The organism is Marinobacter sediminicola (assembly GCF_031157525.1).
In the GTDB taxonomy this organism is placed as follows: Bacteria; Pseudomonadota; Gammaproteobacteria; order Pseudomonadales; family Oleiphilaceae; genus Marinobacter; species Marinobacter sediminicola.
Genome location: NZ_JAVIXR010000001.1, coordinates 561,162 through 576,050 on the forward strand (window position 1 = coordinate 561,162; position 14,889 = coordinate 576,050).

Here is a 14,889-nt window from a genome sequence, read left to right on the forward strand (position 1 = left end):
ATAGGAGCAGGGAATGAAGGATTCGATGCAATCAGACAGCAATATCGACGCTATAGCTGCAGTGGTAATTATCGCACTTGTTGTCGCATTCGCGGTGTTGTGGGTGTCTGGCCAGTAACGGCTGGACTACCGGCCAGACAGAACAACCTGCACAACCACAATGAGGGTACCAATAAAGAGGCCCGTGAACAGAAGGGCGCCAATCACATAGGGCCATGGGCTGTGGCTGCCGAAATCTTCTTCCCGGCGCTTACTGGACTGAACACCCAGTGCGCCGGCAGCCACGGTTTGTATTACCTTCAAAACACCAGGCCCTTGAGGCTTTTTGCTTTTGTTTTTTTTCATGCCTGCCGTGTCTGCCATAAAAACTCATCCTGATTGGGTGCGACTCTGGGCTTTACTCCGCTGGGTCGTACGCAAGGCTTGGTGCCAACCAGCGCTCTGCTTCCGCTTTGGAAAGACCTTTACGCTCAGCATAGTCTTCAACCTGATCTACGCCAATTTTACCTACCGAGAAAAACTTCGATTCAGGGTGCGAGAAGTACCAACCCGAGACCGCAGCCGTTGGGAACATCGCAAAGCTTTCTGTAATCTCGATACCAGTTTGGGCAGTGGCATCGAGTAGCTTGAACAGAGTCGCCTTCTCTGTGTGGTCGGGGCAGGCGGGGTAGCCAGGCGCCGGACGGATACCGTGGTACCGTTCTTTGATCAAATCTTCATTGGCCAGCTGCTCATCGCTGTTGTATGCCCAGAACTCTTTGCGTACCCGCTCATGCATGCGTTCTGCAAAGGCCTCGGCCAAGCGGTCGGCGAGGGCTTTGACCATGATCGCGTTGTAGTCGTCGTTGGCGTTTTTGTACTCCAGCGACAGTTCTTCGGCGCCGATACCGGTGGTTACTGCAAAGCCACCAACATAGTCGCAATGCTCAGAACCTTCTTCTGCAACAAAATCTGACAGCGCCATCATTGACTTATTCGGGGCTTTATCATCCTGCTGGCGTAAGTGGTGCAGGGTGGTTAGCTCTTCAGTACGGCTTTCGTCTGTGTATACCACTATATCGTCGCCACGGCGGTGTGCTGGCCAGAAACCAATTACACCAGAAGCACTTACGCGTTTTTCATCAACCATTTTTCGAAGAATTACCTGAGCGTCGTCAAACAGGCTACGAGCGGCCTCGCCACGCTTGGGGTCGTCGAATACCTGTGGGTATTTCCCAGCTATATCCCAAGAGATAAAGAAAGGCGTCCAGTCGATGTAAGGCTCAAGTTCCTTCAGGTCGTACGCTTCGAACCGACGTATTCCGGTAAAGGTCGGTTTGGGCGGAACGTAGTTATCAAAGTTAATTTCCGGAGCGCGTGCCCGCGCTTCTTTCAGGCTGACGAGCTTGGTACGATCACCGCGCTGCTTGCGGCGCTCGCGGATCATGTCGTATTCCTCACGTGCATCGCTAACCAGCTTAGGCTTGGCGGTTTTGCTGAGCAGTTGTGAAGCAACGTTCACGCAGCGAGAGGCGTCAGACACGTAAAGGGCAATGTCGTTTTTATAGTGGGGCTCAATTTTAACGGCCGTATGTGCCTTGGATGTGGTGGCACCGCCAATCATCAATGGCAGATGGAAATCCAGGCGCTGCATCTCACGGGCAACATGCACCATTTCATCCAGTGACGGTGTGATAAGGCCACTCAAGCCGATGATGTCGACATTGTGCTCTTTGGCCGCCGCCAGAATTTTATCGCTGGGCACCATAACCCCAAGGTCAATCACTTCGTAGTTGTTGCACTGCAGCACTACGCCAACAATGTTCTTACCTATATCGTGAACATCGCCCTTAACCGTGGCCATCAGGATTTTGCCTTTAGCCTGCTGGTCTTCGGATTTCTCTGCTTCAATAAAGGGGATAAGGTGGGCAACCGCCTGTTTCATAACGCGGGCACTTTTAACCACCTGAGGCAGGAACATTTTACCGTCGCCGAACAGGTCGCCAACAACGTTCATGCCGTCCATCAGTGGGCCTTCGATTACGTGAATCGGGCGCTCTGCCTGCAGACGGCATTCTTCTGTATCTTCGATAATGAAGTTGGTAATACCTTTTACCAGTGAATGCTCTAGCCGCTTGATGACCGGCCATTCGCGCCAAGCGAGATCTTCTTCCTGCGTTTTGCCGCCTTTACCCTTAAAGCGCTCGGCAATCTCGAGCAAGCGATCTGTGGCGTCTTCGCGACGATTGAGCACAACATCTTCTACCAGTTCTTTTAGCTCTGGCTCAATCTCATCGTAAATAACCAGCTGCCCGGGGTTTACGATACCCATGTTCATGCCGGCTTTGATGGCGTGGTAAAGAAACACGGAGTGGATCGCTTCACGCACCACATCGTTCCCGCGGAAAGAGAAGGACACGTTGCTCACACCACCTGAAATAGATGCGTGGGGCAGGTTCTTCCGAATCCAGCGACAGGCGTTTATGTAATCCACTGCGTAGTTGTTATGTTCTTCAATACCCGTCGCGATGGCAAACACGTTCGGGTCGAAAATAATGTCGCCCGGATTGAAGCCAATGCCGACCAGAACCTCATATGAGCGTTTACAAATTTCGGTTTTACGCTCAAATGTGTCCGCTTGCCCTTCTTCGTCGAAGGCCATAACCACGACAGCCGCGCCGTATCGCATGCAGATCTTTGCGTGCTTGACGAAGGCCTCTTCGCCTTCTTTGAGGCTGATTGAGTTAACGACCGCCTTACCTTGAATACAACGTAGCCCGGCTTCGATAACTTCCCATTTCGACGAATCAAGCATGATGGGAACGCGTGAGATATCCGGCTCTGAGGCAATGAGGTTCAAAAAGGTGACCATCACCTCTTTGGAGTCCAGCATGCCCTCATCCATGTTGATATCGATAATCTGCGCGCCGGTTTCAACTTGATCCCGCGCAACGCTCAGTGCTTCCTCATACTGCTCTTCTTTGATCAGGCGCAGAAAGCGCTTCGAGCCAGTAACGTTGGTGCGCTCACCTACGTTGATGAAAAGGGTGTTTTCGTCACCCGTGAAAGGTTCCAGGCCAGAAAGACGAAGTACTTCCGGGCGTTTCGGAATCTTGCGGGGAGGGTACTTGGCTACGGCTTTGGCCACGGCTTCGATATGCTCAGGGCGGGAACCACAGCAGCCACCAACAATGTTAAGGAAGCCGTCGCGAGCAAAACCCTCGATGATTTCGGCCATTTCTTCCGGTGTCTCGTCATACTCACCGAATTCGTTGGGCAGGCCGGCATTCGGGTGTGCGCTAACATAGGTTGTGGCTTTGCCCGACAGTTCCTCTACGTACGGGCGCAGGGCCTCTGCGCCCAGTGCGCAGTTTAATCCCACCGAGATCGGCCGAGAATGGGCCACGGAGTTCCAGAACGCCTCAGTAGTTTGGCCGGACAGGGTGCGGCCAGAAGCGTCGGTAATGGTGCCGGAAATCATGATCGGCAGTTCTATGCCGCTGTCTTCAAAATATTGCTGAGTAGCGTAAATAGCAGCTTTCGCGTTAAGCGTATCGAAAATGGTTTCAATCAGGATGATGTCACAACCGCCTTCAACCAAGCCTTCGACCGATTCGTAGTAGTTATCTACCAGGCTCTGGAAATCTGTGTTGCGGAACCCAGGGTTGTTCACGTCTGGCGATAAAGAGGCTGTGCGCGACGTAGGGCCAACCGCGCCTGCCACAAATCTCGGCTTGGAGGGATCTTTGGCGGTATACTCGTCCGCGACTTGCCTGGCCAGTTTGGCGGCCGCTACGTTCAGCTCTTTGGATATCTCTTCAAGGCCGTAGTCCGACTGAGACACGCGAGTTGAGTTGAAGGTATTGGTTTCAATAATATCCGCGCCCGCATCCAGATAATCAGCGTGTATATTACGCAACAGGGCAGGCTGGGTAACGTTGAGCAGGTCGTTGTTACCCTTTACTTCACGATCGTAATCGGCAAACCGATCGCCCCGGAACGCTTTCTCGTCCAGTTGCAGGTTCTGGATCATGGTTCCCATGCCGCCGTCGAGAATCACAATGCGCTCTTGCAGGGCTTTGTGAAGTTGTTCCAGGCGAGTATTGCGATCGGTCATAGTCAGTATTCCGGATGTCGTCATTAACGGCGTGTTTGGTCCAATGGCGCGGGATCATAGCAAAAATGCTGGCGACAGTCGTAGCTCCGCACCCAGTTATTCTTTACTTGCATCAAGTTCGTGTGCAAAGCCTATGGTAAGTGAAAGTCACTACCCTGGGAAAGACCAACTAATTTGGTTGGTCTTTCATGTTGCCACGAACTCCCTTAAAATGAATCTAAACTTACCAACGGGTTGATAACATGGCATTGGTTACTGTGACAGATCCCGCACGGGATTATCTTGCACAACTTATCGAAAAGCAGGATGTGGAAGGCATGGGCGTACGAATTTTCGTAACCCAGCCGGGCACAAAAAATGCTGAAACCTGCTTGGCTTATTGCCCACCCAACGAGATTGTACCGACGGATGAGCAAGTAGATCTTGAAAAGTTCACGCTGTATCTTGATCACAACTCTGTACCCTTCCTTGAAGAAGCCTTTGTAGACTATTCAAAGGATCAGATGGGCGGCCAACTAACGATCAAAGCGCCTAATGCCAAGGTTCCCAACGTTGATGAAAATGCGCCCTTGCCAGATAGAGTGAACTACGTTCTGGCGTCGGAAATTAATCCGAACCTGGCAGCCCATGGCGGTGATGTGTCACTGGTAGAGATTGTGGATGGCTCTGTCGCGGTGTTGCGGTTTGGTGGCGGCTGCCAAGGTTGTTCTGCAGTTAGCCTTACCCTCAAGCAGGGTGTAGAAACCACGCTCAAGGATAGAGTGCCAGAAATTACAGCGGTTCGTGACGTAACGGATCATACGAAGACCGAGAACGCATACTACCAATAAATAGTGCCCGAAGGCCTGGAGTCTGGCTGCCACTGTTAGGGTGATCTCGCTTTAAATACCGGGATATCTGCTGCACGCTTCGCAGGTATCCCGGGCGCATGATGCATTTCCTTCCAGCTACACTTTTATTTCTCCTACTGTTTAATTCGACATATCTTTATCATTTCGCTGCCACAGTTGCTGTATAACAATGGCTTCTCGGCCAATGTCACATAATGCTGGCTATCGCATCATTCGTTCTACAATCCGAGGCGACACCTAATCGCCCGTCCGTTCACTAATGATGACACCTGCAGGTTAATTGCCTGTATTTGAAAACCGGGGTTCCGCTTGTTTGATGCTGCGTTTGTTTCCGTGCCCATAGTGGCTGCCTTGGTAGGCTGGTTTACCAACTGGCTTGCTATACAAATGTCTTTTTACCCGGTTCAGTTCTTAGGCGTTGGTGTGATCGGTTGGCAAGGCGTTATTCCTCGCAAAGCCGAGAAAATGGCCCATATCTGTATAGATCGAACACTTCGGCAATTTGGTGATCTGAATGCCGTCTATCAAAAGTTGGAGCCTCAAAAGATTGTTGAGCAGGTTCTTTCACAGGTAACGCCAAGGCTTGATGAGTACATTGATGAAATGATGTATGAGATTCAGCCGGTGCTTTGGGATAACTTGCCGATGTTTTTGCGCCGGCGGATTTATCAGTGGGCGCGGGAGCAACTGCCGGCACGTATAGAAGGCCTGGTTGAGGATTTTGGCGATGATCTCGATGAGTTGGTTGATCTCAAAGCGTTGCTAAGCAGAGAGCTCAAGCAGCACCCTGATCTGATGAATCGCATATTTAAGCAGGCTGGCGCGGTTGAACTCAGATCCGTCATTAATCGTGGCGCCGTTATCGGCGGTATCCTTGGGTGTGTTCTTGCTCCGGTCTGGTCCATCTATCCTGAACCCTGGCTGCTGCCCGTTGGCGGGTTTGCAATCGGCTTTGTCACCAACTGGCTTGCGATTAATCTGATTTTTGCGCCCCTGAAACCTCGTCGTTTTTTGTTCTGGAAAATTCAGGGGCTGTTTCTGCGGCGCCAGCCTGAAATCAGCGACATATGGGCAAAGCTGGTAGCAGAAGAGCTGATAACGGTCGAGAAGGTTGCGGATGCGATGATAAACGGCTGTCGGGGCGATCGCACCCGTGCAATCATACAAAAGCATCTGCGGCCACTGATGGACAATTCCTTGTTGATGAAGCTTTCAGCTCAAGTAACGGTTGGGATGAGCGGCTATACCGATTTGAAAAAGGCGATGAACCAGCAAGCCCTTCATGCAACCCAGGATGTCTTCAGCAACCCTGCTTTTAACAAGGAGCGGGCACCCGTTGTAGCCAGAGTCCTGGCTGGGCAAATGAAGGCACTTCAGCCTGCAGAATTTCAGGACATACTCCGCCCGGCATTCCGCGAGGAGGAGCTACAGCTGATGTTTGTTGGCGGCATATTTGGTGCGGTCGCGGGAACCATACAGTTTCTGGCGCTGATTCAATACGCGCTTTAGCCACTTCATATTGATTCAAAGGAGAGCATCATGCCTGCCTGGGTAATGCTGGTCGCACAGTTTGTTGTTACCGCCGCTGCGGTTCTTTCAGTACTTTTAAGCTTTTGGCTGCTAGTGATTCGACCTTATCTTGATCGAAAAGTGGCAGAGATTGTCGCTATGACTGACGAAATTGAGCCACGTGTGGCCCAAGGCGTAAAGCTGGGTGTTGCTGAAACGCTGAGGGAGCTACCCGAAAACGCCTGGGATGGCACCGTTAAGGAGTCTACACGACAGTTCCTGAAGTTTGGTTCCGGTATCTTCGAGAACGGACTCAGCAGTTTCCTTGGCGGCGCAGCAGACCTTGAGCGGCGCAAGCCCTAGAGGCAATTCGTCGGCCGGGGCAGGCCAGCTATCCGGCAGGCTGTTTTGGCAGGGGTGCCAGGAAAAAGCCGCATAAGATATATGCTGTTGCCTTTGTCCTCACCCAAAGCCTCTTTCACTGATCTCACAAACAGTCGGTTTGAGGGTGGCGACATTTCATGTTTTTTATAAAACTCCCGCAGAAGCCCTATGATTTCCCAGTGTTTTTCACTGAGATCTATTTGATCTTCTGCCGCAATGATAGCGGCGATTTCGGGCGACCAGTCGCTTGAGTTTTCGAGAAACCCTTCATTGTTTCTCTCAGGTGATTTTGCTTTTGTCATGGGTTACCAACTTATTACTTTCTGTGCCTGTACGGTCAGTTCAACCATGGCAGCGAAATCCACAAGGGAAGCTTCCGCAGTGCTGTGGGCAATGCCGCGCGCTAGCACGTCTGGTGCCAGTGCATAAATTGTGATGCCCGCTTGCAGATCGCTACAGGTCGCAAGTGTCAGCACCGCGCTTTCAATCAGAAGCAGGACATCCCCGGGCTCTATAGCACGTAGGCACTCCGCCGAACGCGGGTGCTCAGGCGCCTTGTTCAGAATGTGAAGAGTGTCAATCTCGGTCATAACGGGTTCCGGGCCTGTCTTTGAGTTAACCTGCAAAGGCGATGTGTGAGTGTTGGCGTATTACCTCAGCACTGTTTTCAGCCATGGCGACGCCTGTCACCATGTTGTCCGGCACAAGTCCATAACGGGCGCAGGCTGTTGCATCTGCATATAGAGCTTCAACACCAAAAATCAGCGCGGCCGAAAGGTTTTTCTCTACGGACTTTTGCCCAATTCCCGTAGTTTCCTGAGATTTTCGTAGCCAATTAACACCGGCACCTGTAAACAGCAGTGCAACCGGTTGGTCGAATGCTGCAAGGGAAAATGCCATATCGAGAGCTTCGCGGCCTGCCCATGTGCCGTAAGGAGGCTGGTCGATCACCATCAGTGTGCCCATGTCAGTCTCCGCCATGGAAATAGAGTACCCGTGAAGACGTCATGCTGCCCTCTACCCACTCGCCAAGCCCGGCAATGATGAATGGCTCCCGGATGTTGTTGGCAGGTAACTCGTAACGCTTTTGCTCTGAGTCATTTACCAGGCCACGTCGTAAGGCAGAGGCAATACAGGCGACGCCAGATATGGCGTTATCACTCAGAAATCGTGACCATTGGTCTGCCCAGTGGTGTTCGTCTGAGGGAGGCGCAGAGAGCGAGGACGCAAGGTGAACGCCCTCGCCATAAAGAAACACTCTGTCTACCGTGTGGCCCGCTGCTATCGCTGCCTTGGCAAACGACAGAGCTGTTTGTGGCGCTTGAGAAGAGTAGGGGGCTCCGGTGATGACCAGTGTGTAGTTTTGAAGAGATATGGTAGCCATGGGTGCGGTTCTCGCCTGATGTGGGGCCAGTGTACCAATAGCAAAAACCCCGGCAAAGGCCGGGGTTTTTGCAAACTACGGAACGCCTGGAGTACTCCGGGCTGTTTGATCAGTCGTTGGAGAAGGCACCAATGAGGTGTAGCAGGCTCACGAACAGGTTGTAGATGTTCAGGTACAGGCCCGTGGTAGCCATGATGTAGTTGGTTTCACCACCGTTAACGATACGGCTGGTGTCGTACAGGATGAAGCCAGACATCAGGAATACGATCGCTGCGCTCAGGGCCAGGCTGAATGCAGATACTTCAACTCCGAACATGGATGCAACCATGGCTCCCAATGCTGCAACCAGCACCACAACCAGACCGGCAACGAGCATGCCGCGCATGAAGCTGAAGTCTTTCTTGGTGGTCAGCACGTAGCCGGACAGGGCGAAAAACACCAGGCCGGTGCCACCGAGGGCTTGCATGATGATCTCACCACCATTTGGGAACTGCAGGTAGTAGAACAGGATTGGTCCAAGGGACAGTCCTAGCAGGCCCGTGAAAGCAAATACTACGGCAATGCCGGCAGAACTGTTCGCGGTACGCGGGAGAACAAACCAGATCAGAGCGAGTGCGCCCAGGCTGCATACAAGGCTCGCGCCCTGACTCAAGCCAATGGACATGGATACGCTCGCCATGACAGCACTGAATACCAGCGTCATTGCCAGCAGGGTGTAAGTGTTACGCAAAACCTTGGTAGCTGATGCACTCATTGGTGCAGTCGCGGACCCACGGGCAATCATGCCATTGCGGTTCTGCTGAGCGTTGAACTGTCTGTTTTGCATTCTGATCTCCGGTTAAATGCAACTTGGTTGGCTAAGGGCGTCAGGCGCAAAGCCTGATAAACGCCAGTCACCTGGAATTACACTCCATCATAATGTCGAATTCTCAACTTTCAATCATTTACGACACGAAAGTCGTCCTTAGATTCCATTAAATGCAGTTAATGTTGAAATTTGCATGGAGTTTTGTGCAGGGCGTTGACAGCACAGACAATTCCGGTATCATGCACACCGCTGTCGCTAGGCAGCAATGGAAAAACGGTGGGCTGGCAGAGTGGCCGAATGCAGCGGTCTTGAAAACCGCCGAAGGTTTGTAGCCTTCCCGGGGTTCGAATCCCTGGCCCACCGCCATTTTTCCCATAGAATCAGAGAGTAAACCTCCCAGCAGCACCCCTCGTAATCGCCAAATAAAACCTCAGTTTGCCTCTAAGACTTTAAACTTGGCTGTTCAACCCCCATCTATCCCTCTATGCCCAGCTTTGCATTTAATGTGCCGCCAACCGGGAGATAGTTATGCCTGACGATAAATCCGATACCGTGAAAAACACCGACGTTGCTGATCGCCGCGATCGTAAATTTTCTGTATCCACGAACCGCGGCCAATCCAGCCACCGGGTGCGCTACGTTGAGGCGGGCGGAGCTGGCGTGGATATCGATGAATGTACGTTTTGTGAGGCCATGCCGGATCTGTCTGGCCCGGCGCAGAAGTCTGAAGACCAAACCGACAAATAGAAGTGCGGCTCAGCAGCGGGCTTGATGAACGCCACTGAGCCGTTGTTTCAGAGGCAGCGGCCGGGATAGATCGCGTTTTTTTGATCATCTGCATGCTGGTTACGAGCGGCCAGCGTTTCAGGTTGGTTGTCTGGCAAGTCCCAGCCTTTCAGGTTTTCTTCAATCAGTTGCACCAGGGCCCCAATGTGCCCGGGTGTCGCATTCAGCGCAGTGATGTAGCTGAAGCCTTCGCCGCCTGCCTCCATAAAGTACCCGCGGTTTTCTTCATCGATTTCTTCAATAGTCTCCAGGCAATCAGAAGAAAAGCCTGGGCAAAACACATCTATCGATTTGATTCCCTGACCGGGCAGCGCTTTCAGCATCTCGTCGGTATAGGGCTTCAGCCACTCCTCTCTGCCAAATCGCGACTGGAAGGTGGTCATATAGTCGTCTTTCGCCAGGCCAAGCTGTTCTGCAAGCAGTCTTGAGGTTTTGTGGCACTCGCAGTGGTAAGGATCGCCTTTGGTGAGATATTTAAGGGGCACTCCGTGATAGGAGAGTATCAGTTTCTGGTTTCGGCCTTTCTCTGCCCAGTGGCTCTCAATATGGCGTGCCATTGCCTCAATGTAGGGCGGGTAATCCGGGTAGTGTGAAATAAAGCGTAGATCCGGTAACCAGCGGCGCTTCGAGAAATCTTTGGCAATGGCGTCGAACGTCGAGGCCGATGTAGAAGCGGAATACTGCGGGTAAAGTGGCAGGACTATCAGTTTCCTGACACCCTGCTGTTGCATTTCATCAAGTACTCTTGGAATAGAAGGGTTGCCGTAGCGCATGGCAAAGCCTACAACCACGTCATTGCCGTATTTCTTCCTCAGAACCTCCTGAACACCTTCAGCTTGCTTGGCCGTATGAATCAGCAGGGGCGAGCCCTCAGGTTGCCATACACTGGCATAAGCCGCAGCGCTGCGCTTGGGGCGTATGCGAAGGATAACTCCGTGCAATATCAGCCACCAAAGGGGGCGAGGCAGTTCAACTACTCTGGGGTCAGAAAGAAACTCACCCAGATATCGTCTTAAGGCTGAGGGTGTTGGGGCATCAGGTGTGCCCAGGTTGGTTACCAGCACACCAATCCGTTCCGGTTGGTTGTGCCGGAAGTTCTCTGAACCTATGTATTGCATGGGGAGGTGGATCCTGAGCGTTGATCGTAAAGAACGAGGTAATATTTACTGGCTGCGAGCTTGCTGCGCCATGCGAGGGGCCAAGCCACTGATGTCGTAACCGGCGCCCCGAGCCTTGGTGAAAACTTCCTCGGCGTTAGTGCTGCGGGCAGCATTAAGTGCCCAAAGGACCGTGCAGCGGGTCCCGCTTCTGCAGAAAGCTAATACGGGCTTGTCGGAATCCTGGATCATGGCGCCAAAACGATCAACATCGGCATCTGTTACATTCCCCGATGCGACAGGCATGTACACCCAGGTCATGCCGTTTTCCAATGCCGCTGCCTCAATATCCGCCATAGCAGGCTGGCCAAATTCTTCCTGGTCGGGACGGTTTGCAACCAGGGTTTTGAAGCCAAGTCTGGCGGCTTCTGCCACATCTCCATATGTGATCTGGGGAGACACAGAAATCGTGTCATCAATCTTTCGGATATCCATGGGGGGTAGTCTCCGGATTCAATAAAAGAGCGACGTTATCATCTCATAGGTGATGGCGCCTGTCAGAATGAAGGGCCGGATCTCATGCGCTCAGCCATCTCGAATATCCCCATCCCAGCAATCATGGATGCTACAAATACAACAGCTTTGATCTCACCCGCACCCAAACCCACAAGCCCAGGCCCCGGGCAGAAACCGGCAATACCCCAACCAGCACCGAACATCAGGCCGCCGATGATCAGGCGTTTATCTATGTGAGTGTGTGCCGGCACCTTCATGCTGAAGCCAAGGAACGACAAGGTTCTTTTGCGAGCAATGGCAAATGCAAAAAGCCCGACCAGAACCGCTCCACCCATGACGAACGCAAGAGATGGATCCCAGAGACCTGTAATATCAAGAAAGCCCAATACTTTTTCCGGGTTTGCCATACCAGATACGATTAGACCAAAGCCAAACAGCAAGCCTGCAAATAAAGAGGCCAAAGCAGATTTCATGAAATTACACTCCCAGTACGTGTCGGATAATATAAACAGTCACAAACCCGGCGAACATGAAGCTCACAGTTGCAACAAATGATCTGGGCGACAGCCGCGATAGTCCGCAAACGCCGTGGCCGCTTGTGCAGCCGGACCCATATCGCGTACCAATGCCCACAAGGAGACCTGCAATTATAAGGGCAGGGTATCCAGCCTCTATCTCAATGGGTGGCAACTCCGCGACGAGCATCCAGATAACCGGTGCACCGATGATTCCGGCGAGAAATGCAATTCGCCAGCTGATGTCGCCGGAAGATGGAGAGAGCAACCCTCCGAGAATGCCACTGATTCCGGCAATCCGGCCGTTTAGCAGTAGAAAGCTTGCAGCGGCGAGACCTACCAATACGCCACCAATTAGTGCCGACCAGGGAGTGAAACTACTCCAGGCGATGTCAATCATTCAGTAACTCCTGTAACGCGTCATTTCAGTAAAGGTATACCAGTTGCTTATGATGCAAGCGGCTTTAATGGCACATAATGGAATAAGCTTATAACTAGGGTTAATCATACCAAAAAAAAGCCCGGCGGGAATGCCGGGCAGAGGCGTGCGAGTAGTATCCATGAAAGGCTTCCAGACAAACCGGCGTCATCGAGGACTCCGGTATAAGCAAGTATTGCCTATATTTTGAACACTTCAAGCTGGCAGCCGCTTTGCGTGGGAACATTTTTGCATATAAACCCCGCTGTTATACTGAGCCCTGCTGCAATGGGGCTTTCAGCCCGACTGAAATTGCCTGCCAGCTGTAATATAATGGGCTTTGAGTGAATTATCCCTTCCCAGAGGTTGTTACATGTCTGATGAGAACGACAAAAACCCGGAAAATGATCCGCAACTGGCTGCAAAAATAAAGGACTCAGCACGGCAGATCTGGCTGGCTGGCCTTGGAGCCTATACAAAAGCTGAGGAGGACACAGGCCGCTTCTTTGAGCGCCTTGTTCAGGAAGGCGAACAGTTGGAGAATAAAACCCGGGGAGCGGTGGAGAAACAAATTCGCTCCGTGGAAGATCGGGTTGAGGGTGTTCGTGAGCGAGCAACAGGCACTTGGGATAGGCTTGAACATCTTTTTGATGAGCGCGTGTCGGGCGCATTGCGTAGGCTGGGCATTCATCGCAGGGAGGATATAGCGGCCCTGGAACACAGGATTGAAGCACTGGAAGCGGAACTCTCGATGCTACGTGGCGAGAATCGCGCAGACGAAGAAGAGTAAAGGCGCCTTACATCAGGTAGCCTTGGCTGATCAGTTTCGCATGCTCCTGAACATCGGGAGCGAAATAGGGCAGCATCAGGTGCATCATCTGATATACGCCACGACCGGGGTCTACCAATTCCCGGTCCTCAAGGTGGGATAGTGTGTCGTACGCACTCCAATAACAGGCAGTCAGGGTGAGCTGCTCACACAGCGAGCCCAGATCATCGTCTGCAATTCTCATCATGTTCTGGTTTCGCAGGCTTTCGCAGATGCTACGGAAAGCCCCGGTCTTCTTTTTAAGTATCCGTTTGAACCGCAACTGCAGGCGTTCGTAGCGGGATAGTACATTTACCAGATCCTGGTACAGGAACCGGTACCTTGCTACAGCTTCAAATAACATGTGCAAGAAGAAACTCTGTTGATCAAGGCTGATATCCACATCTTCAGGAACACTCAGCAAATCCAGCACTTCGGACTCAAATGCAGAGAACAGCTCCTCTACAATGTCGCCCTTACTCTTGAAGTGGTAATACAAGTTGCCAGGGCTGATATCCAGCTCATCCGAGATCAGTAACGTCGTGACGTTGGGCTCACCCAAACTGTTGAATAACGACAGGCTTGTGTTGAGTATTCTGTCCCGGGTTTTAATTTTTGTCATATCGGCCCTGGCCAGGTATCAGAGTTCAAATGTAGCCCACACCGGGCAGTGATCGGATGGCCGCTCCATGCCGCGGAACTCGTAAGATACGCCAGCTTCCTTCGCTTTCGTTAACAGGCCGTCGCTGGCCATGATCAGGTCTATGCGCAAGCCCCGCTTGGGTTCCCGATCAAACCCTTTGCTGCGGTAATCAAACCAACTGAAGGTTTGTGCTTCATCAGGGTATAGGTGGCGAAACACGTCGGTGTAGCCGCGGGCTTCAACCTGGCCTAGCCATTCCCGTTCTTCCGGGAGGAACGAGCATTTGCCGGTGCGCAGCCACCGTTTAGCGTTGTCCGGGCCAATGCCGATGTCTTTATCGGTAGGGGAGATATTCATGTCTCCCATGATCACCACGTGGCCGTCCCGATCGTTAAGCTCGTCGAGGTAGGCCATCAAATCCGCATAAAACTTTTCTTTGGCGGGGAACTTCACCGGGTGGGCGCGGCTTTCGCCTTGGGGGAAATAACCGTTGAGGACAGTGAGCTTTTTCCCGTTGATGGTGAACTGGCCGGTAATCATGCGTCGCTGGGCGTCTTCATCATCTCCGGGGTAGCCTTTAAGAACCTGGTCTGGCTCCATACGGGATAGCAGCGCAACACCGTAGTGTGTTTTCTGGCCGTGGAAATGCACGTGGTAGCCCAGTTCGCGAATGGCCTCAACCGGGAACTCCTCATCTCTTACCTTGGTTTCCTGAAGCCCGATGAAATCCGGGTTATGGCTTTCAATCAGCGCTTCAAGCTGGTGCAGGCGGGTACGTATACTGTTGACGTTAAAAGACACAAACATCATGGCTAAAAACTCTCCGGCGTTGGTTGCCGCAGAAGTTTACCACATTGACACCGCTGAGCTGCGTCCACAGAGACGGCAGGTTCAGGGCGTGAGGTCACATTCCGGGTAGTTGCTCACGGCATAATGAATGGTTGCGGTGTAGTTCTGATCGGCGTTCTCCCGCACGTTGGTAAGGCCCGAGTAGGCGGTGAGAGCGCCTTTGCTGTCGTAGCCAAGAACGATGGAGTCCACCAGAAACTTGAGCACAAGGCTGTCCGGCCGGAT

General features: G+C 52.3%; 19 protein-coding genes and 1 tRNA gene. 6 read left to right on the forward strand and 14 right to left on the reverse strand.

Features of this window, described 5'->3' with window-relative positions; translation table 11 throughout:
• Nucleotides 1-126: 126 nt before the first annotated feature.
• Complete coding sequence (locus tag RG807_RS02465) at nucleotides 127-363, reverse strand: DUF2970 domain-containing protein (protein ID WP_309043435.1); 237 nt, start codon at nucleotides 361-363, stop codon at nucleotides 127-129.
• Nucleotides 364-397: 34 nt separating this feature from the next.
• A complete protein-coding gene (gene metH, locus RG807_RS02470; protein WP_309043436.1) occupies nucleotides 398-4,096 on the reverse strand; it encodes a methionine synthase in 3,699 nt (1,232 codons plus the stop codon).
• 242 nt (nucleotides 4,097-4,338) lie between these two features.
• On the opposite strand from metH, the gene nfuA reads away from it, so the two are divergent.
• From nfuA to RG807_RS02485, 3 genes are all read left to right on the forward strand, one after another.
• Nucleotides 4,339-4,926 carry a Fe-S biogenesis protein NfuA gene (nfuA, locus tag RG807_RS02475; RefSeq protein ID WP_309043437.1) on the forward strand — a complete coding sequence of 196 codons (588 nt, stop codon included), beginning with the start codon at nucleotides 4,339-4,341 and terminating at the stop codon, nucleotides 4,924-4,926.
• Nucleotides 4,927-5,256: 330 nt separating this feature from the next.
• The gene (locus tag RG807_RS02480) at nucleotides 5,257-6,456 is read left to right on the forward strand and encodes a hypothetical protein (protein WP_309043438.1); all 1,200 of its coding nucleotides are present in this window, start codon (nucleotides 5,257-5,259) and stop codon (nucleotides 6,454-6,456) included.
• Between the two features lie 30 nt (nucleotides 6,457-6,486).
• Entirely contained in the window at nucleotides 6,487-6,819 is a 333-nt protein-coding gene (locus RG807_RS02485; protein ID WP_309043439.1) for a hypothetical protein, read from the forward strand.
• Here the strand turns inward: RG807_RS02485 and RG807_RS02490 are convergent.
• The 5 genes from RG807_RS02490 to RG807_RS02510 form a co-directional block, all read right to left on the reverse strand.
• Nucleotides 6,816-7,142: a TusE/DsrC/DsvC family sulfur relay protein gene (locus tag RG807_RS02490; protein WP_309043440.1), complete on the reverse strand. Its 327-nt coding sequence runs from the start codon at nucleotides 7,140-7,142 to the stop codon at nucleotides 6,816-6,818. The genes RG807_RS02485 and RG807_RS02490 overlap by 4 nt on opposite strands.
• Nucleotides 7,143-7,145: 3 nt before the next feature.
• Complete coding sequence (gene tusB / locus RG807_RS02495) at nucleotides 7,146-7,430, reverse strand: sulfurtransferase complex subunit TusB (RefSeq protein ID WP_309043441.1); 285 nt, start codon at nucleotides 7,428-7,430, stop codon at nucleotides 7,146-7,148.
• A 25-nt stretch (nucleotides 7,431-7,455) separates the two neighbouring features.
• Nucleotides 7,456-7,806 carry a DsrE family protein gene (locus RG807_RS02500; RefSeq protein ID WP_309043442.1) on the reverse strand — a complete coding sequence of 117 codons (351 nt, stop codon included), beginning with the start codon at nucleotides 7,804-7,806 and terminating at the stop codon, nucleotides 7,456-7,458.
• Between the two features lies 1 nt (nucleotide 7,807).
• Nucleotides 7,808-8,224: a sulfurtransferase complex subunit TusD gene (tusD, locus tag RG807_RS02505; RefSeq protein ID WP_309043443.1), complete on the reverse strand. Its 417-nt coding sequence runs from the start codon at nucleotides 8,222-8,224 to the stop codon at nucleotides 7,808-7,810.
• A gap of 109 nt (nucleotides 8,225-8,333) precedes the next feature.
• Nucleotides 8,334-9,050: a Bax inhibitor-1/YccA family protein gene (locus tag RG807_RS02510; protein WP_353962117.1), complete on the reverse strand. Its 717-nt coding sequence runs from the start codon at nucleotides 9,048-9,050 to the stop codon at nucleotides 8,334-8,336.
• A 257-nt stretch (nucleotides 9,051-9,307) separates the two neighbouring features.
• Here RG807_RS02510 and RG807_RS02515 point away from each other — a divergent pair.
• Both RG807_RS02515 and RG807_RS02520 read left to right on the forward strand, forming a co-directional pair.
• A tRNA-Ser gene (locus tag RG807_RS02515) sits at nucleotides 9,308-9,398 on the forward strand.
• 162 nt (nucleotides 9,399-9,560) lie between these two features.
• On the forward strand, nucleotides 9,561-9,779 hold the full coding sequence (locus RG807_RS02520; RefSeq protein ID WP_309043444.1) for a hypothetical protein: 219 nt from the start codon (nucleotides 9,561-9,563) through the stop codon (nucleotides 9,777-9,779).
• Nucleotides 9,780-9,826: 47 nt separating this feature from the next.
• On the opposite strand, the gene hemH is transcribed toward RG807_RS02520, so the two are convergent.
• The 4 genes from hemH to RG807_RS02540 form a co-directional block, all read right to left on the reverse strand.
• A complete protein-coding gene (hemH, locus tag RG807_RS02525) occupies nucleotides 9,827-10,936 on the reverse strand; it encodes a ferrochelatase (protein ID WP_309043445.1) in 1,110 nt (369 codons plus the stop codon).
• Between the two features lie 45 nt (nucleotides 10,937-10,981).
• Entirely contained in the window at nucleotides 10,982-11,410 is a 429-nt protein-coding gene (locus RG807_RS02530; RefSeq protein WP_309043446.1) for a protein tyrosine phosphatase family protein, read from the reverse strand.
• Between the two features lie 62 nt (nucleotides 11,411-11,472).
• Nucleotides 11,473-11,904, reverse strand: a complete 432-nt coding sequence (locus tag RG807_RS02535; RefSeq protein WP_309043447.1) for a DUF6691 family protein — start codon at nucleotides 11,902-11,904, stop codon at nucleotides 11,473-11,475.
• 4 nt (nucleotides 11,905-11,908) lie between these two features.
• The gene (locus RG807_RS02540; RefSeq protein WP_309043448.1) at nucleotides 11,909-12,346 is read right to left on the reverse strand and encodes a YeeE/YedE family protein; all 438 of its coding nucleotides are present in this window, start codon (nucleotides 12,344-12,346) and stop codon (nucleotides 11,909-11,911) included.
• Between the two features lie 391 nt (nucleotides 12,347-12,737).
• Between RG807_RS02540 and RG807_RS02545 the strand changes: the two genes are divergently transcribed.
• Nucleotides 12,738-13,154 carry a phasin family protein gene (locus RG807_RS02545; RefSeq protein WP_309043449.1) on the forward strand — a complete coding sequence of 139 codons (417 nt, stop codon included), beginning with the start codon at nucleotides 12,738-12,740 and terminating at the stop codon, nucleotides 13,152-13,154.
• 7 nt (nucleotides 13,155-13,161) lie between these two features.
• On the opposite strand, the gene RG807_RS02550 is transcribed toward RG807_RS02545, so the two are convergent.
• The 3 genes from RG807_RS02550 to RG807_RS02560 all read right to left on the reverse strand — a co-directional run bounded on the left by RG807_RS02550 (nucleotide 13,162) and on the right by RG807_RS02560 (nucleotide 14,871).
• Nucleotides 13,162-13,794 (reverse strand): TetR/AcrR family transcriptional regulator, encoded by a 633-nt coding sequence (locus tag RG807_RS02550; protein ID WP_309043450.1) that lies wholly within the window; start codon nucleotides 13,792-13,794, stop codon nucleotides 13,162-13,164.
• 18 nt (nucleotides 13,795-13,812) lie between these two features.
• Nucleotides 13,813-14,625 (reverse strand): exodeoxyribonuclease III, encoded by an 813-nt coding sequence (gene xthA / locus RG807_RS02555; RefSeq protein WP_309043451.1) that lies wholly within the window; start codon nucleotides 14,623-14,625, stop codon nucleotides 13,813-13,815.
• An 81-nt stretch (nucleotides 14,626-14,706) separates the two neighbouring features.
• Nucleotides 14,707-14,871, reverse strand: a complete 165-nt coding sequence (locus RG807_RS02560; protein WP_309043452.1) for a hypothetical protein — start codon at nucleotides 14,869-14,871, stop codon at nucleotides 14,707-14,709.
• Nucleotides 14,872-14,889 lie beyond the last annotated feature (18 nt).